Here is an 18,057-nt window from a genome sequence, read left to right as displayed (position 1 = left end):
CCATTGAGACGGTCTGTCTGTATTTTGGCGTCTGTGTTTATTGAATGCAACGTCCTATCGTTCATCCATCGCAACCACCGATGGAAAGCACGGAACCATGACCACCGTCCAAGCCCTGACTCTGAATGCCTACGGCGGCGCCGATGCCGCCACGCTCTCGACGATCGCCGCGCCTGTCGCGCAAGCCGGACAAGTGCTGGTGCGCGTGCGCGCCGCCGGCCTCAACGCCCTCGACTGGAAGCTGCGCGAGGGCTACGTCCGCGACGCCTTCCCGATCGCCTTGCCCGCGGTGCTGGGCATCGAGCTGGCGGGTGTCGTGGAAGCGGTCGGACCGGGCGCCTCGCGTTTCCAGGTCGGCGACCGCGTGATGGGGCCGCTCGGCGGTCTCGGCGCCTACGCGGAACTGGTGGCCGTGAACGAGGCCAACCTCGCCCCGACGCCAGCTTCAATCGATGACCTGACCGCCGCCTCATTGCCCGTCGCCGCATTGGCAGCCTGGCAGAGCCTCCACTTCGCCGGCCCGATCTGGCCCGCGCAACGCGTGCTGATCCACGGCGCGGCTGGTGGCCTCGGGGCTTTCGCGGTCCAGTTCGCCAAGCGCGCCGGCGCCCATGTCATCGCAACCGCCTCCGGCGACGACCTCGAGTCGGTCCGGGCACTCGGCGCCGACCAGGTCATCGACTACCGCGCGCAGCGCTTCGAGTCCGAGGTCCGCGACATCGATCTGGTCCTCGACTACGTCGGCGGCGACGTGCTCGACCGCACGTGGCAGGTCTTGTCCCGCACCGGCGTCGTCGTCGGCACCTCGTCGCCCGGGATCCTCGCCAGCACGCCGTCCGGCCTGCGCGGCCTCTGGTTCGTGATGAAGCCCGACGGCGCGTTGCTGGCGCAACTGGCGAAGCAGGTCGCCGACGGCGAACTGCAGGCGCGCGTCGGCGAGGTGATTCCCTTCGACGAACTGCCCGCCGCCATCGAGCGTCATCGCCTCGGCGGGGTCCACGGCAAGGCCGTCGTCGATTTCAGCGCCTGAATACGCCGGGCGCGCGATTCCTTTCGACTTGCCCGTTCCCCTCGTTCCCTTCCGTTCCCACCCACCCACCTACCTATCCAGGAGATTTCCATGAGCATCCTCGTTACCGGCGCTTCCGGCGCCATCGGTTCCCTCGTCGTCCAAGGCCTGGCGCGTCAAGGCGCTTCGGTGAAGGCGCTGGTCCGCCAAACAGGCAAGGCGACCCTGCCCGCGGGCGTCACCGAGGTCGTCGCCGACATGACCGACATCCCGTCGATGCGCGGCGCGCTGTCGGGTGTGCGCACCCTGTTCCTGCTCAACGCCGTCACGCCGGATGAAGTGACGCAGGGCCTGCAGACGCTGAGCCTGGCGCGAGAGGCCGGCATCGAGCGCATCGTCTATCTCTCGGTGATCCACGCCGATCAGTTCACCGACGTGCCGCACTTCACCGGCAAGCACACGATCGAACGGATGATCGAGCGCCTCGATCTGCCCGTGACGGTGCTGCGCCCGGCCTACTTCATGCAGAACGACCAGCAGGTGAAGGCGGTCATCGAGGGCTACGGCGTCTACCCCATGCCCATCGGCGACGCGGGCGTGTCGATGATCGACACGCGTGACCTGGCGGACGTGGCCGTCGTGGAATTGCTGCGGCGGGATGCCGCGCCCGGACCGCTGCCGCGCGAGGTGCTCGATGTCGTCGGTCCCGACGCACTGTCGGGAACGTCGGCGGCCGAGACCTGGAGCCGCGTGCTGCAGCGTGAGATCCGCTACGGCGGCGACGACCTGGCGGCCTTCGAAGCCCAGCTGGCCCAGGCGATGCCGTCCTGGATGGCCTACGACATGCGGCTGATGATGGCCCGCATCCAGCAGCAGGGGATGAAGCCGGAAGCCGGCACGGTGCAGCGCCTGGAGACCCTGCTTGGTCGGCCGCTGCGGCGCTATGAGGATCTGGTCAAGGCGTTGGTCGGCGCGCAGTAAGCGCCACGCCGGTGGGAAGACCGGTTCATCAGAACCGGATCTTCCCCACCCAGATGTCCTTGTACATGACCCAATCGCCCATGAAGCTGTAAAGCGGGCGCTTGAACGAGGCCGGCCTGTTCTTCTCGAAGCCGAAGTGCCCGATCCATGCGAACGCGTAGCCGCACAGCAGGCCGATCAGCAGGAAACTCCAGGTCTGCGTGACCAGCGCGTAAGCCAGACACAGCAGCCCCAGCGTCGAACCGACGAAGTGCAGCCGGCGGCAGGTCCGGTTGCGGTGCTCGCCGAGGTAGAACGGATAGAACTCGGCGAAGCTCCGCATGGCCTTCACGCGGTCGGCGCCGGCGTCCGATCCCTCGGGCGCGTGGGGCAGGGGCTGGTGCTCATGTCGCTCTCCTGGCGGTCTGCTGGGTCTGGCTGAGTCTGCGGGCGCGGCCCTCGCGGGACCGTCTGCCGGGCCGGGTCGTCGCCGGACGGCGCTCAGCCGAGCGCCGCCTTCAGTGCATTCAACATCCCCTCCGGCGCCTCGGTCATCAGTGAATGTCCGGCCGGCAGGGTCTGCACGCGAGCCCCGAGCATCTCCGCCAGCGGCTTCGCGGCTTTCGGCGGCGTCATCGCGTCCTTCGCACCGAGGATCATCTCAGTCCGGATGCCCGCAGCGGTCACCTTGGCGACAGCCTCCGGCGCGCCCTGGTAGCGATCGCAGACCAGGAAGTCGTGCTCGAAGAGGTTGCCGTGGTCCGCGTAGCCGTCCTGCATGCGCGCCATCAGCGCCAGGTTCCCGCCGTGCATCCACGCGCCCGGTCCCGGATACGACGGCTTGCCGGCCATCGTCGAGTGCGAGAACGCATTGACCATCGCCATCGCCGCCCGCGGTCGCTCGCGTGAGGTGCTCAGCAGCGCTTCCGAGACCTTCATCGGCCACGCCGTACCGACCATCACCAGTCGCGCCACCCGCGACGGACGCCGCGCCGCGGCTTCGAGTCCGATCAGCGATCCCATCGAATGGCCGACCAGCGACACCGCGCCGTCGGCCTTCACGCCGGCAGCGTCGAGCAGGTCGTTGATCCAGTCGCCGAGCGTCTCCACATCGCCCAGCGCGGGACCTTCGCTGCGACCATGTCCCGGCAGATCGACCGCCAGCACGCTGTGCCCGTGGTGGGCGACATGGCGCGCCAGCAGCGTCCACACGCTGTGGTCGTGCAAGGCACCGTGGATGAACACCACGCAGGGCAGGGCCGCGTCGAAGCGCTTGCCGCCGGTGTAGACATAGGCCGGGCGGTCTTGAACCTGGAGCTTGCGTGCACTCATTTCGAAGCCACCTTCAGTGCGGACTTCAGATCGGCGATCAGGTCGTCGGGGTCCTCCAGACCGATCGACAACCGGATCGTCCCCGCACCGATGCCCGACGCCGCGAGCGCCGCGTCGTCCATCCGGAAATGCGTCGTCGACGCCGGATGGATCACCAGCGAGCGCGCATCGCCCACGTTCGCGAGGTGGGAGAACAGCCGCAGCGATTCGATGAAGCGCCGACCCGGTTCGCGTCCGCCGTTCAGGTCGAAGCTGAACACCGCGCCGCTGCCCTTGGGGAGCAGCTTCTGCGCCAGCGCGTGATCGCGATGCGAGGCCAGTCCCGGGTAGTTGACGCGCTCGACGATGTCCTGCGCTTCGAGGAACTCCGCGACCTTCTGGGCGTTGCTCACATGGCGCTGCATCCGCAGCGGCAGGGTCTCGATGCCTTGCAGGATCAGCCACGCGGTGTGCGGGCTCATGCAGGCGCCGAAGTCGCGCAGGCCCTCGCGGCGCGCGCGCAGCAGGAAGGCGCCCACCGTGCTCTCCTCGGCGAACACCATGCCGTGGAAGCCGTCGTACGGTTCGCACAGCTCCGAGAAGCGGCGGCGCTCCCCGCTGGCCGCATGCGCGCGGTCCCAGTCGAAGCGCCCGCCGTCCACCAGCAGCCCGCCGACGACAGTCCCGTGTCCGCACAGGAACTTGGTGGCCGAGTGGTAGACGAGGTCTGCCCCCAGCGCGATCGGCTGCTGCAGGTACGGCGTCGCGAAGGTCGCGTCGACCAGCAGCGGCCGATGCGCCTCATGCGCGATCTGCGCGATCGACGGGATGTCCAGCACGTCCAGGCCGGGATTGCCGAGGCTCTCTCCGAGCAGCAGCTTGGTCTGTGGCCGGATCGCCGCGCGCCAGCCGTCGAGGTCGCCCGGGCGCACGAAGGTCGTCTCGATGCCGAAGCGCTTGAGCGTGTAGTGCAGCAGGTTGTGCGAGCCGCCGTACAGCGCGCTCGAGGCCACGATGTGGTCGCCGGCCGCCGCGATCGTGGCGATCGCCAGATGCAGCGCGGCCTGCCCGCTGGCGGTGGCCAGGCCGCCGATGCCGCCGTCCAGCGCGGCGATGCGTTCCTCCAGCACGGCCGTCGTCGGGTTCGACAGCCGCGAGTACACGTGGCCGCTGCGCTCCATGTTGAACAGGCCCGCGGCCTGTTCGGCGCTCTCGAACACGAACGAGGTCGTCAGATGCAGCGGTACGGCACGCGCGCCGGTGGTGGGATCGGGCGCGGCCCCGGCATGTAGCGCCAAGGTATCAAAGCCCGGGTCGGATGGACCTGACATGGGTGTCTCCTGCTCGTTATGGTGTCCAGTCGTGTCTGGCGCCGGGCATTGTGTGCTATGTTGCCTACCAACATTTTTCTCCCGCGGCCATGAAAGTCTCCGACATCCTGCGCGTCAAGGGCAGCACGCTCTTCACCGTCTCTCCCGACACCCCGCTGGCCCAGGCCGCCGAGACCATGGCCGAGCGCGACATCGGGTCGCTGGTGGTGATGGAGTTCGGCGACCTGGTCGGCATGCTGACCTTCCGCGAGGTCATCCAGGCCGTGGTCGGCAACGGCGGCAGCGTCGGCACGCGGCTGGTGCGCAGCGTCATGGACGACGCCCCGCTGACCTGCACGCCGGAGACCGAGATCGACGAGGTCCGCCGCATGATGCTCGGCCGTCACGCGCGCTACATGCCGGTCCTCAACGGCCGGCAGCTGATGGGCGTGATCTCGTTCTACGACGTCGCCAAGACGGTGGTCGACGCGCAGGACTTCGAGAACCGCATGCTCAAGGCCTACATCCGCGACTGGCCGGCCGAGGACGGGGCGAACGCCGCCTGACGTCCCGATCGACGCCCCAAGAAAAAACGCCCCGATCTACCGGGGCGTTCTTCATTGCAGGTTTGATTCAGATGCTCGGTGACGACGTTCGTCGCGACGCCCAAAGCGGCACTGCGACGAGCGTCATCACATCCAAGCCACTCCGTAATAGTCGTAGACCTTGCGGCCGTATTCATCGGAGTACTCGGGGCGGTCGGTCTGCGCGTAGCGCGGCGCCTTCTCGAGCTGGTCCTCGCGCAGCGGCACGACGTAGCCGTCCAGGCTGGTGTCGTACTTCAGCATGTTCCAGGGGATCGGATACCGGTCGGTGCCGATGCCCAGGAAGCCGCCGAACTCGAGCGCCGCATAACGGACCAGGCCCGAGCGCTTGTCGATGACGAGGTTGTCGATCGAGCCCAGCTTGTCGCCGTTGCCGTTGTAGACCTTGGTGCCTTCGACGCGGTCGGAAGCGATGGTGGTGCTGGCCATGAGGGTCTCCTGGTGGGTTGGGATAGGAGGTTCAAGGCAATCGCCGTGCCGCCGCCGGCGCCACCCGGCCGTCTTGCCTGCGGTTTTCCCGATGACTTCGCGCGCTTGTCCCGCACATCCGCGTCGAGCGGGAATTTCCCTTGCCTCGACAAAGGAAATCCCTTCACCCGCGACCTTCTGACCGCCGCCGTCCGCGGCCGCCCTGCATGCCCAAGCTGCCCCACGCCGTCCAGGAAGCCATCGACATCGTCAGCGAGGCCGCGCAAGGCTGGAGCGACGACAACGCCCCCAGCATGGGCGCGGCGCTGGCGTACTACACGCTGTTCTCGATCGCGCCGCTGCTGCTGATCGTCATCAGCGTGGCCGGTCTGGTGTTCGGCGAACAGGCCGCGCGCGGCGAGGTGATGGAACAGCTCTCCGGCCTGCTCGGCACCGACGGCGCGATGGCGGTCGAGGACCTGCTCAAGCGGGTCAACCGGCCGGAGGAGGGCGGCTGGGCCGCCGCCATCGGCACGATCGTGCTGCTGGTGGGCGCGACCTCGGTGTTCGCCGAACTGCAGAACTCGCTCAACCGCATCTGGAAGGCGCCGACCGTGCGCAGCGGGCCGGTGTGGCAGGGGCTGGTGACTCTGCTGCGCAAGCGTCTGCTGTCGCTGGGGCTCATCCTCGGCCTGGGCTTCCTGTCGATGATCTCGATGGTGGCCAGCGCCGCGCTGGCCGCGATCAGCAAATGGTGGACGCCCTGGCTGGGCACCGAGTTCGTGCTGCTCGCCCAGATCCTGAACGGCACGATGGCCTATGCGCTGATCACGGTGATGTTCGCCGTCATCTACAAGTGGGTGCCCGATGTCCCCGTGCGCTGGCGCGACGTCTGGGTCGGCGCGCTCATCACTTCGGCGCTGTTCAGCCTGGGCAAGTCGCTGATCGGGCTCTACATCGGGCGCAGCGGCGTGAGTTCCGCCTACGGCGCCGCAGCCTCCCTGGTGGTCATGATGCTGTGGGTCTATTACTCGACCCAGGTCTTCCTGATGGGCGCCGAACTCAGCTGGGCCTTCGCCAAGCGCCACAGCCTGCGGGAGGAGGCCGCCGCGACCGCCACGCGAACGTTGCAGACCCGTTGACGCCATCCTGGTGCGAGCGTCCGATCACCCGCAAACCCGCGCCGATCCTCGCGTTGCGTCCGGCATGCCGCTTGCCGCGTCGGCGCCATGATCGCGACATCCCTCGAGCAGCGCGCCCGTCCGCCCGGTCCTCCGGAGTTGGGCGAGGCGCCTGCGCTCGCGATCGACGGACCGTTGCCGATCGACGCGCACACGCTGGCGGAGGAGCGCCACCGCCGCTGGTGCAACGTGCGCCGCGTGCTGCTGGTGCGGCTGGACGGCTTGGCGGGCGTGCTCGCCTCGACGGCCTCGTTCGCGGCCGTGCACGAGACGATGCCCTGGACACAGCTGACACTGCTGGCGGCCCCGGAGGCGCTGGCGATGCGTCCGCACCTGCAGGCGGTGGACGACGTCATCACCTTCAACGCGCCGTGGACCGCCCACGGCGCCGCCGCGCTGGGGGCGGAGCCGCCGACCATGCGCGGCGATGCCGAGATGCATCTGATGCGCCGGCTGCGTCGCAGTCATTTCGATGCGGCCGTGCTGTTCTCGCCGTCATCGCAGAGCGCGCTGCCGGCGGCCCTGCTGTGCCGCATGGCGGGCATCCCGCTGACGCTCGCCCATGTGCGCGAACCGGCGCACGGGCTGCTCAGCGACGAATTGCTGGACGACGACGGCATCCATGACGACACCCGTCGTCAATTGGCACTGGTCGCCCACGTGGGCATGCACACCGCGGACGAACGGCCGCGCCTGCGGCTGCTGCCCAAGGACAGCCACCACATGCGGAATGCCTTGCAGCAAGCGGGCCTGGGCTTCGGTCAGCGCTACGTGTTGGTCTGCCCGGGCGGTGGCGGCGCGCGTCATTGCCCGCCGGCCGCCTTCGCCGCAGCGGCGGAGGTGCTGCTCGACGCCTGGGCCGACGACACCGCCGTCGTGCTGTGCGCGACCCCCGGCGAGGAGGCCGCCCTGGCGGAACTGCGCACCGCGATGCCGGCGCGGGGACAGGTCTTGCCTCCCGTCGCCTCGATCGGCGAACTGGCGGCGCTCGCCGCCGGCGCCCGGGTGGTCGTGGCCACCGACGATCTGCCGCTGACCATCGCGGCGGCGGCCCGCGTCCCGGCGGTCCTGCCGGGCGACGCGCTGCGCCGCGACGTGACCCTGGTCTGACGTCGCCGCCGACGAGGACACGCTGCGAGGCGAACACCTGGCGACAGGTCGGCCCGATGCCAGTCCGCGACGTCCCCCGAACCCGTTCGAAATCGTCACTGAACGTGTACCCGGGCATGGTGCTTGCCTCTCCTGCGAGCCGCGCGTGGACGCTCGGCAAACGCGCAGGCCGGACGGATGTCCGGCCTCGCTCCCGTTTCCATCACAGGAGGTTTCTCATGCACCTGCACAAGCTCGCCTGGGCGATGCCGCTGATGTTGGCCGCGACCGTGGCCCACGCGGACAGCTCCGGCAGTTTCCTGGAGGGTGCCAGGCTCGCGACGCTGGTCCGACCGGAGGCCGCGGCCCCGGCGAACGGCCCGGCCCACCAGACGCCCGCCGGCGTCCGGCCCGCCTCCCAGGGCCAGACGCCGACGTCGACGCCCGCCACGTCGCCGGGTCCGTCCTCCGTCATCGACACCGACATCGAGCCTTCCGGCGCGTCGTTCGAGATCCGCAACTTCCTCACCCTGGTCGTCGCCCTGGCCTTGGTGGGATGGGTCCAGCGCCGCCGTCGGGATGCCTGAGGCCGACGTCCCTCATGGCGGTCCCGTCGACCGCCTGCCGGCACCGGCGTGGTCCTCGGACTGCTGCCGGTGTCGTTTTGTGGAGCGTGCTGTTCGCATGTCGTTTGCGACTGGACGCTGATCGACCGGCTCTCACCGGAATATTTTTCAAATCAAATCCCCAAGGGGCTGGCAAGCGGGCCGCTTGCTGCAAGAATGAGTTAGACGAGTTCGGTTGACCTACTTCACGAATGACCGGCTCTGCAAAAGTGAACATCCCCCAAGAACGAAGGAAGACCCGGTGACCCATGCGTTGATCGTGGATGACGATATCGATTCCGTCGCCACCCTGCAGGAACTGATCGCGAGCGAGAAATTCACCGTGTCGGTGGCCCACACCCTGCGCGATGCCCGGCGGCACATCGCTCTGCAGCAGCCCGACGTGGTGCTGCTCGACCTCCAGCTCCCGGACGGCAACGGCATGGAGCTGTTCCAGGATCCGCAGCTGGTGGCCAATTCCGAGGTGGTGCTGATCACCGGCCACGCCAGCCTGGACACCTCGATCCAGGCGCTGCGCCTGGGCGCGGCCGACTATCTGGTCAAGCCGATCAACATCAAGCAGCTCCAGGGCGTGCTGTCGCGGGTGATGAAGCCCGCCGCGCTGCAGGCCGAGGTGTCCGAGCTGAATGCCAACCTGGCCAACACCGGCCATTTCGGGCTGCTGTGGGGCCGCACGCAGCCGATGCAGCGGATCTACGAACAGATCTCGCGCGTGGCGGGCACCAGCGTGTCGGTGTTCATCAACGGCGAGAGCGGCACCGGCAAGGAGCTGGTGGCGCAGACCGTGCATGACCTGAGCCGGCGCCGCAAGAAGCCGTTCCTGGCGGTCAACTGCGGCGCCATCTCGCCCAACCTGATCGAGAGCGAGATCTTCGGTCACGAGAAGGGCGCCTTCACCGGCGCGGACAAGCAGCACGAAGGCTTCTTCGAGCGCGCCAGCGGCGGGACGCTGTTCCTCGACGAACTGACCGAGATGCCGATGGAGCTGCAGGTCAAGCTGCTGCGGGTGCTCGAGACCGGCCGTTTCATGCGCGTGGGCTCGACGACCACGCTCGACGCCGACGTGCGGGTGATCGCGGCATCCAACCGCCCGCTGCTGCAGGCGGTGCAGGCGGGCAAGCTGCGCGAGGACCTGCTGTACCGCCTCAACGTGTTCCCGATCGAGATGCCGCCGCTGCGCGACCGGCTCGACGACGTGCCGCTGCTGGCCGACCATTTCCTGCGCCAGATCGCGGCCAAGGAAGGCAAGAACAAGCGCTTCACCGCGAAGGCGCTGGCGCAGCTCCAGACCTACCACTGGCCGGGCAACGTGCGTGAACTGCGCAACGCGGTCCAGCGCGCGTACGTGATGGCGGTGGCCGACGTCGTCGACGAGCAATGGCTGCCGAAGGGCGAGGGCGCGGATCCGCAGTCCACGGCCGCCTCCGCCGCCGCGGTGACCAGCCTCGGCGTGGGCGTCCCGGCAGCCGCTCCGGCGGCGGCGTTCGTGACGTCGGCGGAATCGTCCGGCCCCTCGATCACGATGCCGCTCGGCAGCTCGATGGCGCAGGTGGAGAAGGCCTTCATCCTCGCCACGCTGCAGCACTACAAGCACCACAAGGAACAGACGGCGGCCGTACTCGGCATCAGCTTGAAGACGCTCTACAACCGCCTGAAGGAATACGCGGCCGAGGATGCGGCGGCCGCCGACAAGGCCGAACAATAAATGCGTCAAGTGCGGTAAACGCAGTCACCCAGAGGTCCGACTCCCTCTCCCGCTTGCGGGAGAAGGTCGGGATGAGGGCTAGCGGCCTTGGCATGCGGCCTGCCTTGTGAAAGGCAGGAGGACTCGTATGTCGTTGCGTTGGGTGTCCGATTGCGAACCGGGGCTGCGCCGCAAGCGCGCGGCCAAGGGCTTCCGTTATGTCGACGGTCAGGGGCGTCCCGTGCGGGATGCCTCGACGCTGCAGCGCATCCGCGCGCTGGCGATTCCCCCGGCCTACGAGGACGTCTGGATCTGCGCCCGGGACGACGGCCACATCCAGGCCACGGCCCGCGATGCGCGCGGCCGCAAGCAGTACCGCTATCACGCGGACTGGATGGCGCTGCGCGGCGAGAACAAGTTCGGCCTGCTGCTGGACTTCGGCCAGCGCCTCCCCCGACTGCGGCGTCAGGTGCAGGTCCGGTTGCGCGACAGCGGCGTCGACCGCGGACGTGTGATCGCGGCCCTGGTCCGGTTGCTCGACCGCACCTGGATGCGCATCGGCCACCGCGAGTACGCGCGCAGCAACGGCTCCTACGGCCTCAGCACCTTGTTGAGCCGGCACGTGAAGGTCAAGGGCGACGCGTTGCTGCTGAGCTTCCCGGGCAAGAGTGGCGTGCGCCATCAACTGGCCGTGCGCGACGACCGCGTGGCCGCGCTGGTGCGCCGCTGCCGCGATCTGCCCGGCCAGGAACTGTTCGGCTACGAGGACGAGGCCGGCGAGCCGCATCGCATCGATGCTTCCGACGTCAACGACTGGCTGGCCACCGCCGGCGGGCCGACCTGCAGCGCCAAGGTCTTCCGCACCTGGCATGCCAGCGTGCTCGCGCTCGACCTGCTGTCGGACCACGCGCGCGCCGGCACCGCGCCGGTCGATGCGCTGAAGCAGACGATCAAGGACGTGGCCGCCCGGCTGGGCAATACCGTCGCGGTCTGCCGCAAGTCGTACATCCATCCGGAGGTGCTGGCCTGGGGCCAGTCCGACCGGCTGGCGTCCTTGCCCACGCAACGCTGGATGAGCGCGCCGCCCGCCGTTGCCGGCCTGAGCGTCGCGGAGCGGCGGCTGATGGGTCTGCTGCGGACGCAGCCGCGCGTGGAGATCGCTACGCCTGCGCCTGCACCGTTGCCGGCGAAGCGGTCGTCGCGGCCCGCCGCGGCGGGTCGTCGAGCGCGTCGTCCATCGGGGTCGACGTCGATGCCGAGGCCGCCTCGCGCAGCAGGTGATCGGCGAGCGACGGCCAGTCGCTGAAGACCCCGGCCGGCTCGCGCAGCGGCGAGCGCCGCCACACGGTTTCTCCGCCGGTGTCGAGCAGCAGCCCGGTCGCACCGGCGCGGTGACCCGCCTCGACGTCGTCGAGCAGGTCGCCCACCATCCACGAGCGTCGCAGGTCCAGGCCATGCGCCCGCGCCGCGCGCGTGAGCATGCCGGGCGCCGGCTTGCGGCACAGGCAGGCCGGACGGCCTTGTGCATCGGGGGCGTGCGGGCAGACCGCCACGTCGTCGAGCACCACGCCGAACTCGTCCTTCAGGCGCTGGAGCAGCGCGCCCTGCAGCCGCGCGAACTGCACCCGGGTGAAGGCGCCGCGCGCGATGCCGCTTTCGTTGGTGACCAGGACCAGAGCCAGGCCCGCGGCGCTCAGGCGCGCGAGCGCCTCGCCCGCGCCGGGCATCAGCCGCAGGCGCGAGGGATCGTGGATGGCCGCGTCGTCGGGCGCGACCAGCGTGCCGTCCTTGTCCACGAAGACCGCCGGGCGCAACGATCCCGGCGAGGGCCGGTCGGGCCGTTCGCGCGAGAAATCGAGGTCGTGGAGGGAGAGGGTGGTGAGGGGAGCGTCGAGCCAGGCAGTCACAGGGGCAGCCTCCGCGACGCGCTCAGCGCACCCAACCGTAGTCGGTCTGGCGCGGCGCCAGCGACTGTTTGTGCCGGGCCATCAGGCCCGGCTCCCGTCGTGCGCCATCGGCGGCCGGATCGATCACGGCGCCGGTCTGCAGTCCTTCGACCGGCGCGGCGGCCGGGTCCGCCGGACGCGCGCCACGCGGGGGCGGCAGCAGTTCGGCCAGCCGCGCCAGCGTGCGGCGCACGTCCAGCGGCTTGGCCCACATTTCCATGAAGCCGCAGCTCAGGGCGTCGAAATCGGAATCCGCCGTCACGGCGATCGCCGGCACCTGTGCCCAGCCGCGCCGCATGCGCAGCAGCTTCAGCAGGTCGGAGCCGTGGCAGTCGGGCAGGTGCAGATCGACGAGCAGCAGCGAGGGCTGCAGCTGCGCGCTCAGGCGCCAGGCGGGCATGCCGGCTTCGGCGACATGCAGGCGCAGGTCGCGGCGCTGCTCGAACATCGCCTCCATCACGATGACGTTGAGCGGGCTGTCTTCGACGTACAGCACCGACGTGAGACCGTCGTTCATCGTTCGCTCCTTCCCTGTTCGAATCCAGTTGGTCGCGAGATACGGCAATCGCCGTGCCCGGACCTCTCCCCAACCCTGGGGATGTCGCTCGACGGCACCGGGTGATTCGGCTCGTCCGGTGTAACCGGTCGATGACCGGTCCGTCAATCTCGGTGACATGTTGGCGGGCCTTCTTTTTCCGGCGCTTCGCGTGCGGGAAAGACGGTGTACGCAATGGGTATGAGGCTTGCCTTGCGGAGGAGGACTCCCCCTCACTTCCAGGAGCATCCCATGGCCACAAGCATCCGTCCGGGCGCCTCCGGCAGCCCCCAGGCGGCGATCGCGAGGATCGTGACGACCGCCCCACCAGCTTCGGCGTTCACAAACCGGTGGACCATCTGGTGATCAGCTTCCCGGGCGCGGCCGAGGCCGGCCAGGCGCGCGCCGCGCTGAGCGCGCACGGCATCGCCGACGCGGACCTGCATGCGATCGGGGATCGCGAGATGGTCGAGCTCGTCGAGCGCGACCTCAAGCGCGCCAGTCCGCTGGCCGCGATCGGGCAGGAGATCAACCTGCTGCGCAGCCATGGCGAACTGGCCGAGCGCGGCTACCACTTCCTGGTCGTCAAGGCGAAGAACGACGAGCAGGCGCGGGAGATCGCCGAGATCGCGCGCCGCAACCGCGCCGAGCGGGCGCAGTACTACGGGCACTTCATCATCGAGGAGATGCTGGAACCCGAAGGCGGCCGCCCGCAGGTCGCGGAGTCGCCGCATCGCGGCCTCGACACGCATCCGAAGCCGGACCTGCCGCGCTGAACCGGCGGCCGGCGCGCCGCCCGCACGTCTCTCGCGATGGCGGCACGCCGCTTGCCGTTCCGCTCACCACCGACCCCTGTCCCTGCTGCCACCGTGCACACGAAAGGAACCTTCCCATGAGCACCACGCCCAACAACGAGAAGAGCGACAAGACCGTGCCGTTCACGACGGCCGACGATGCCGCCAAGCTGGTCAACGGCACGGCGCCGTCGAGCACCGCGGCCGCCGACCTGGTGAACCGTGCCGCCGACAAGGCCCACGCCACCATCGACCGCCTGGCCACCGCGGCCGCGCCCAAGGCGCAGCAATTGCAGAAAAGCCTGGAGGACACGAACGAGCTGATCCACGACCGCGCGGAACGGCTGCGGATGACCGGCAACGAGTGGTGCGACAGCCTGCGTTCGAACGTCCGCGAACATCCGCTGATGGCCGTGGGCACCGCGCTGGCGGTCGGCCTGCTGATCGCGCGCCTGACGCGCTGACCGCGGCGCGCCCATGAGCGACGTGCCGCACGCTTCGCCGTCCTTCCCGCCTCCGTTCCCGCCGCCACCGCCCCCTCGGCAGCCGCCTTCCTCCGGACCCGCACCCGGATCGGCGGCGGGCCCGGCGCCTTCGGGCGACGGGCCGCCGGCCGGCGCCACCTGGCTCGGCGACGTGCAGGGCATGGCCCGCGCGGCGCGCGGCATGCTGTCCGGGCGCCTGCTGCTGCTGGCGCTGGAGTTGCAGCGCGCCAAGCACGGCCTGGTCAGCCTCGTCATCCTGGGCGTGGTGGCGGCGATCGCCGGCGCCACCGCCTGGCTCGCGCTGTGGGCCTTGCTGGTGGCGATCGCCGTGCATCTCGGCCTGACCTGGCCCTGGGCCTTCGCCGGCGTGCTGGTGATCAACCTGCTGCTGCTGGCGTGGGTCGCCGCCGCGATGAAGGCCCTCACGCCGATGCTGGCGCTGCCGGCCTCCCGCCGCCAGTTCCACTGGCTGTTCAACGATCCGATGGATCCCGAGGAACCGAGTCCCGATGGCCGCCACCCCTGACCGTCCCGACCCCCGTCGCATCCCCGATGTCCCTGACCCCGGGGGCGCGGCCGAGTCGATCGAGGCGTTGACGCTGCGCATCGAGATGGCGGAGCTGCGCGTCGTGCGCCGCGACCTGGAGTTCCAGCTGCATTGGGATTCGCTGCAGCAACGCGGCAAGGCGGTGATGGTGCCCAGCCGCTGGCTGCTGCCGGCGCTGGGCACCGGCGCGAGCTGGCTGTTCTGGCGCCTGGTGCGCGGCAGGCGCCGGCGGCATGAGCGGCATCGCCACGATGAATCGCATGCGCGGGCGTTCCATGCCTCGCGTGACGCCCGTGCGGCGCATGGCGCGCATCGCGGCGATCACGCGGAGACCGGCACCGATCGTGCCGACATGGGCTCGATGCAGCTGCTGACGCTGCTGTGGAGCCTGATGCCGACGCAGATCCGCGGCCGCGTCGGACCCGAGATCACGCAGCTGGTGCTGGGGGTGATCGCCGGGTTCATGCAGGGCCGCAAGAAGCAACGGGAAGAGACGCGCGAGGACGCCCGGTAGGCGACCGACGAACGACGCCGACGGTGCGCCCGCGCCGTCGGCGGACCAGGAAAAGGCGCGCCCTCGGGCGCGCCTTGTCGTTGAGACGGCGCATCCGGAGACGCGCCGTGATCGTCCGCTCAGACCTTCTCGGCGTTGCGCGCCTGATCGCGCAGCAACTTGATCTGGTCGTGGTTACGCAGGGTGCCGGCCAACTGGCGCTGGACGACCTCCAGCACGCCCGCCGGCAGGTCCTTCTGCGCCGCCTTGCGATAGCGCGCGACGGCCGCATCCTCGCCGCGCTCGCATTCCTCGAGCATGGCCTTGTCGCTGTAGCCGGTCAGGGTGCCCTTGACCGCAACCCAGCCGCGGTGCAGCGACCCGGCGGCGCTGCCGTCGTCCTCGGGCGTGCCGCCGTGCTGGCGCACCAGCTGCTGCAGTTCCGAGCAGGCCTGGCGGCAATCCGCCGCACGCTGCGCGAAGACTTCGCGCAGCCCTGCGCTCTTGACGTGTTCGGCGGAGCTCAGGAAGCCGTACTCGCCGTCCTTGCAGGTTTCGATGAGCGTGTTCAACTCGTCGATGACGTCCTTGTTGTCCATGGCAGTCCTTTCCGATCGGGGGAGTGGTGATGCCATGAAACAGCAAGTCACGTACCCGTCGGCAGCCCCATCGCGCGCCGCAGCGCTTCCAGGATCTGCGACGGCGACGCCGGCTTGCGCAGCACGATGAAGGACGACTCCGCGGTGAGCGCCTCGCTGAAGCCGCTGATCAGCACGACGGGCAGGCCCGGCCGGCGCGTGCGCAGCTCGCGGGCCAGCGCCTGGCCGTCCATCGAGCCTGGCATCACCACGTCCGACAGCACGATGTCCACCGCGGCGCCGCTGCCGAACAGCTGCAGCGCCTCGTCCGCGTCCTTGGCGCTGAGCACCTGGCAGGAGAAGCTGCGCAGCAGGCCGGCGGTGACGCGGTTGAGTTCCTCGTTGTCCTCGACCAGCAGCACGCGCACGCCGGCCAGGCTGTTGGTGAGACCATCGTCGCGCGTGCGCTCGGTGCCGTCGAGGCGGGCGCCGTCGGGCACGGGACGCGCGCTCGACTGCGCCGGCAGCAGCAGCGTCACCGTCGTGCCCGCGCCGAGCTGGCTCGCGATGCGCGCCGTCCCGCCTGCCTGGACGCAGAAGCCCAGCACCTGGCTCAGTCCCAGGCCGGTGCCCTTGCCGACAGGCTTGGTGGTGAAGAAGGGCTCGAAGACGCGCGCCAGCAGGTCGTCGGGAATGCCCGGGCCGCGGTCGGTGACGCTGATCGCGACGTACTCGCCCGGCGCCAGGTCCTGCACGTCCCCCGGCGAGGCGCGGCCGGCCTCGACGGTGATCTCGCCCATGCCGTTGGTCGCGTCGCGCGCGTTGAGCGAGATGTTGATCAGCGCGAGTTCCAGCTCCGACGGGTCGACGCGCACGCTCGGCAGGTCCGGCGCCATCGTCATCGCGAGCTGCATGCGCTTGCCCAGCACGGTGACGAGCAGCTCCTTCATCTCGCCGAGCGTCGAGCGCAGGTCCACCACCTGCGGATGCACCGGCTGGCGGCCCGCGACGCGCAGCAGATGCTGGGTCAGGCGGCTGCCGACGTCGACGGAGCGCATGATCGCGCCGAGCGGCATCGCCAGCGATTCGGCGTGCGGGCTGCGCTGGATCAGGTGGGCGCTGTTGCTGATGACGCCCAGCAGGTTGTTGAAGTCGTGCGCCACGCCGCCGGTGAGCCGGCCCAGCGCCGCCGTGCGCTGCGAGCGCGAACTGAGCTGCTCCGCCTCGCGCGTGCGGTCGATCGCCTCGTTGACGCGCTCCTCGAGTTCATAGCGCCCCTGATGGATCGCGGCGCTCGCATCCTCCAGCGCAAGCGCGACCTCGTCGCACTCGACCATGCCGGTCTTGCGCGCGCGCACCGGCTCGCCGGCGCGCAGCTCGTTGGCGATCTCGTTGAGCGCGTGGATGGGGCCGGAGATGCGGCGGCTGATCCACAGCGCGCCGAACATGCCGACCAGCACCAGCAGCAGCGCGCCGATCGCGATCGGCTGCAGCGCGGCGCGGGCGCCGAAGCCGCCCGGACCGCCGTCGCGCGGCACCGCGGTGATGACGGTCCAGCCCTGCGGCGACTTGCTGAAGTAACCCATCACCGGTTTGCCGTCGAGGTTGACGGACTCGAACTGCGCCTCGTCGCGCGTGGCCATCAGGCGCTTGAGGTCGTCGGTGCTGGGACGGCCGGCGTAGCTGATGCCGCCCGGATGGCGGGCGACGACGTTGCCGTGCCCGTCGACGATCGACGCCGTCCAGTCCGCCGGCAGGCGCTGCCCGTCGATGATCTGCTGCAGCTCCTGCGGCAGCACGGTGATGCTCATGTTCAGCCAGACATGGCCGCCACGCTCGATCGGCTGGATGATCTGCGCGCGCAGTTGGCCGGTGGCCGGGTCGGGGGCGAGGTCGCCCATCACGGCCTGCTCGACCAGCGGCACGCCTTCGCGCACGAGCACCGGGCGCGAGGCGGCGGTGGTGGGCAGGCCCGGCGGGGCGTCGCCGCGGCGGGTGTTCCGGGCAGTGCCGCCGTGGATGCTGTGGCGGCCGTCGACGTCGTTGCAGCAGTCGCTCCCGGAGCAGGGAAGACGGGAACCGCCGCGGAGGCCGCACCCATCGCAGGCGCCAGCGTCGACGCCTCCGGCAGGCGGCCCGGTGCCAGGCGGGTGCTGAACAGCGTCCGGTCCGGCGCGTTGAGTTCCACCCAGCCCGACAGTCCCTGCATCGCGCGGCGCGACTGCAGCTCCAGCATGGCCAGGTCGTCGGGCGGGATCTGCGGCGACGCGTCCAGGATCTGGGACAGCGATAACACCCGCGCGATGCCGGCGCGGCGGGCCAGTTCCTTGTCGACCACCATGGACAGCGCGCGCGTGCTGTCGCGCATGTGGCGCACGGTCGCGTCCTGCTCATCGTTCCAGGTCTGCCAGCTGACCCACAGCGCCGCGATGATGCCCGGCAGCATCACGGACAGGACGAGCACGAGCAGGCGGGAACGGATCGGCAGGGGCATGG

20 protein-coding genes and 1 pseudogene are annotated in these 18,057 nt (G+C 69.8%); 12 read left to right on the top strand and 9 right to left on the bottom strand.

All coding sequences use genetic code 11. From position 1 onward, the window contains the following. Positions 1–97 precede the first annotated feature (97 nt). Positions 98–1,030 carry an NADP-dependent oxidoreductase gene (locus ACQ859_RS19175; protein WP_431262267.1) on the top strand — a complete coding sequence of 311 codons (933 nt, stop codon included), beginning with the start codon at positions 98–100 and terminating at the stop codon, positions 1,028–1,030. 90 nt (positions 1,031–1,120) lie between these two features. Further along, a complete protein-coding gene (locus tag ACQ859_RS19170) occupies positions 1,121–1,990 on the top strand; it encodes an SDR family oxidoreductase (RefSeq protein ID WP_431262266.1) in 870 nt (289 codons plus the stop codon). 28 nt (positions 1,991–2,018) lie between these two features. Here the strand turns inward: ACQ859_RS19170 and ACQ859_RS19165 are convergent, their stop codons facing one another. From ACQ859_RS19165 to ACQ859_RS19155, 3 genes are all read right to left on the bottom strand, one after another. Then, entirely contained in the window at positions 2,019–2,312 is a 294-nt protein-coding gene (locus ACQ859_RS19165) for an Mpo1-like protein (RefSeq protein ID WP_431262265.1), read from the bottom strand. Positions 2,313–2,470: 158 nt separating this feature from the next. Beyond that, positions 2,471–3,301 carry an alpha/beta fold hydrolase gene (locus ACQ859_RS19160; protein ID WP_431262264.1) on the bottom strand — a complete coding sequence of 277 codons (831 nt, stop codon included), beginning with the start codon at positions 3,299–3,301 and terminating at the stop codon, positions 2,471–2,473. Then, positions 3,298–4,611, bottom strand: coding sequence for an O-acetylhomoserine aminocarboxypropyltransferase (locus ACQ859_RS19155; protein ID WP_431262263.1), 1,314 nt, complete (start codon positions 4,609–4,611; stop codon positions 3,298–3,300). The genes ACQ859_RS19160 and ACQ859_RS19155 overlap by 4 nt, the downstream gene beginning before the upstream one ends. 89 nt (positions 4,612–4,700) lie before the next feature. Here ACQ859_RS19155 and ACQ859_RS19150 point away from each other — a divergent pair, with 89 nt between their 5' ends. Further along, positions 4,701–5,156, top strand: coding sequence for a CBS domain-containing protein (locus tag ACQ859_RS19150; RefSeq protein ID WP_088404153.1), 456 nt, complete (start codon positions 4,701–4,703; stop codon positions 5,154–5,156). 126 nt (positions 5,157–5,282) lie between these two features. Here the strand turns inward: ACQ859_RS19150 and ACQ859_RS19145 are convergent, their stop codons facing one another. After that, positions 5,283–5,624: a PRC-barrel domain-containing protein gene (locus ACQ859_RS19145; protein ID WP_067272510.1), complete on the bottom strand. Its 342-nt coding sequence runs from the start codon at positions 5,622–5,624 to the stop codon at positions 5,283–5,285. A gap of 206 nt (positions 5,625–5,830) precedes the next feature. Between ACQ859_RS19145 and ACQ859_RS19140 the strand changes: the two genes are divergently transcribed. The 5 genes from ACQ859_RS19140 to ACQ859_RS19120 all read left to right on the top strand — a co-directional run bounded on the left by ACQ859_RS19140 (position 5,831) and on the right by ACQ859_RS19120 (position 11,489). Further along, positions 5,831–6,745, top strand: a complete 915-nt coding sequence (locus tag ACQ859_RS19140; RefSeq protein ID WP_431262262.1) for a YihY/virulence factor BrkB family protein — start codon at positions 5,831–5,833, stop codon at positions 6,743–6,745. 87 nt (positions 6,746–6,832) lie between these two features. Next, on the top strand, positions 6,833–7,894 hold the full coding sequence (locus tag ACQ859_RS19135) for a glycosyltransferase family 9 protein (RefSeq protein ID WP_431262261.1): 1,062 nt from the start codon (positions 6,833–6,835) through the stop codon (positions 7,892–7,894). 218 nt (positions 7,895–8,112) lie between these two features. Next, on the top strand, positions 8,113–8,460 hold the full coding sequence (locus tag ACQ859_RS19130; protein ID WP_431262260.1) for a hypothetical protein: 348 nt from the start codon (positions 8,113–8,115) through the stop codon (positions 8,458–8,460). 280 nt (positions 8,461–8,740) lie between these two features. Beyond that, a complete protein-coding gene (locus ACQ859_RS19125; RefSeq protein ID WP_431262259.1) occupies positions 8,741–10,204 on the top strand; it encodes a sigma-54-dependent transcriptional regulator in 1,464 nt (487 codons plus the stop codon). Between the two features lie 127 nt (positions 10,205–10,331). Beyond that, positions 10,332–11,489: a DNA topoisomerase IB gene (locus ACQ859_RS19120; protein ID WP_431262258.1), complete on the top strand. Its 1,158-nt coding sequence runs from the start codon at positions 10,332–10,334 to the stop codon at positions 11,487–11,489. Positions 11,490–11,502: 13 nt separating this feature from the next. Here the strand turns inward: ACQ859_RS19120 and ACQ859_RS19115 are convergent. Both ACQ859_RS19115 and ACQ859_RS19110 read right to left on the bottom strand, forming a co-directional pair. Continuing rightward, a pseudogene (locus tag ACQ859_RS19115) lies at positions 11,503–11,979 on the bottom strand (D-glycero-alpha-D-manno-heptose-1,7-bisphosphate 7-phosphatase); the annotation flags it as partial. Positions 11,980–12,112: 133 nt separating this feature from the next. Beyond that, positions 12,113–12,646 carry a response regulator gene (locus tag ACQ859_RS19110; RefSeq protein ID WP_431262257.1) on the bottom strand — a complete coding sequence of 178 codons (534 nt, stop codon included), beginning with the start codon at positions 12,644–12,646 and terminating at the stop codon, positions 12,113–12,115. Positions 12,647–13,026: 380 nt separating this feature from the next. On the opposite strand from ACQ859_RS19110, the gene ACQ859_RS19105 reads away from it, so the two are divergent. From ACQ859_RS19105 to ACQ859_RS19090, 4 genes are all read left to right on the top strand, one after another. Beyond that, on the top strand, positions 13,027–13,440 hold the full coding sequence (locus ACQ859_RS19105; protein WP_431262256.1) for a hypothetical protein: 414 nt from the start codon (positions 13,027–13,029) through the stop codon (positions 13,438–13,440). A 116-nt stretch (positions 13,441–13,556) separates the two neighbouring features. Continuing rightward, positions 13,557–13,922 carry a DUF883 family protein gene (locus tag ACQ859_RS19100; RefSeq protein ID WP_431257051.1) on the top strand — a complete coding sequence of 122 codons (366 nt, stop codon included), beginning with the start codon at positions 13,557–13,559 and terminating at the stop codon, positions 13,920–13,922. 13 nt (positions 13,923–13,935) lie between these two features. Beyond that, a complete protein-coding gene (locus tag ACQ859_RS19095; protein ID WP_431262255.1) occupies positions 13,936–14,469 on the top strand; it encodes a hypothetical protein in 534 nt (177 codons plus the stop codon). Next, a complete protein-coding gene (locus ACQ859_RS19090; protein WP_431262254.1) occupies positions 14,453–15,004 on the top strand; it encodes a hypothetical protein in 552 nt (183 codons plus the stop codon). Before ACQ859_RS19095 ends, ACQ859_RS19090 begins: the two co-directional genes overlap by 17 nt. A gap of 119 nt (positions 15,005–15,123) precedes the next feature. On the opposite strand, the gene ACQ859_RS19085 is transcribed toward ACQ859_RS19090, so the two are convergent. From ACQ859_RS19085 to ACQ859_RS19075, 3 genes are read right to left on the bottom strand one after another with little or no spacing between them, the layout of a single operon-like run. After that, complete coding sequence (locus tag ACQ859_RS19085) at positions 15,124–15,582, bottom strand: ferritin-like domain-containing protein (protein ID WP_431257054.1); 459 nt, start codon at positions 15,580–15,582, stop codon at positions 15,124–15,126. Positions 15,583–15,629: 47 nt separating this feature from the next. Then, positions 15,630–17,504: an ATP-binding protein gene (locus tag ACQ859_RS19080; protein ID WP_431262253.1), complete on the bottom strand. Its 1,875-nt coding sequence runs from the start codon at positions 17,502–17,504 to the stop codon at positions 15,630–15,632. Continuing rightward, on the bottom strand, positions 17,462–18,055 hold the full coding sequence (locus ACQ859_RS19075) for a hypothetical protein (protein WP_431262252.1): 594 nt from the start codon (positions 18,053–18,055) through the stop codon (positions 17,462–17,464). The genes ACQ859_RS19080 and ACQ859_RS19075 overlap by 43 nt, the downstream gene beginning before the upstream one ends. Positions 18,056–18,057 lie beyond the last annotated feature (2 nt).

Source organism: Roseateles chitinivorans (genome assembly GCF_050632235.1).
Taxonomy (GTDB): domain Bacteria; phylum Pseudomonadota; class Gammaproteobacteria; order Burkholderiales; family Burkholderiaceae_C; genus Roseateles; species Roseateles chitinivorans_A.
This window is presented reverse-complemented; position numbering and strand designations above follow the sequence as displayed.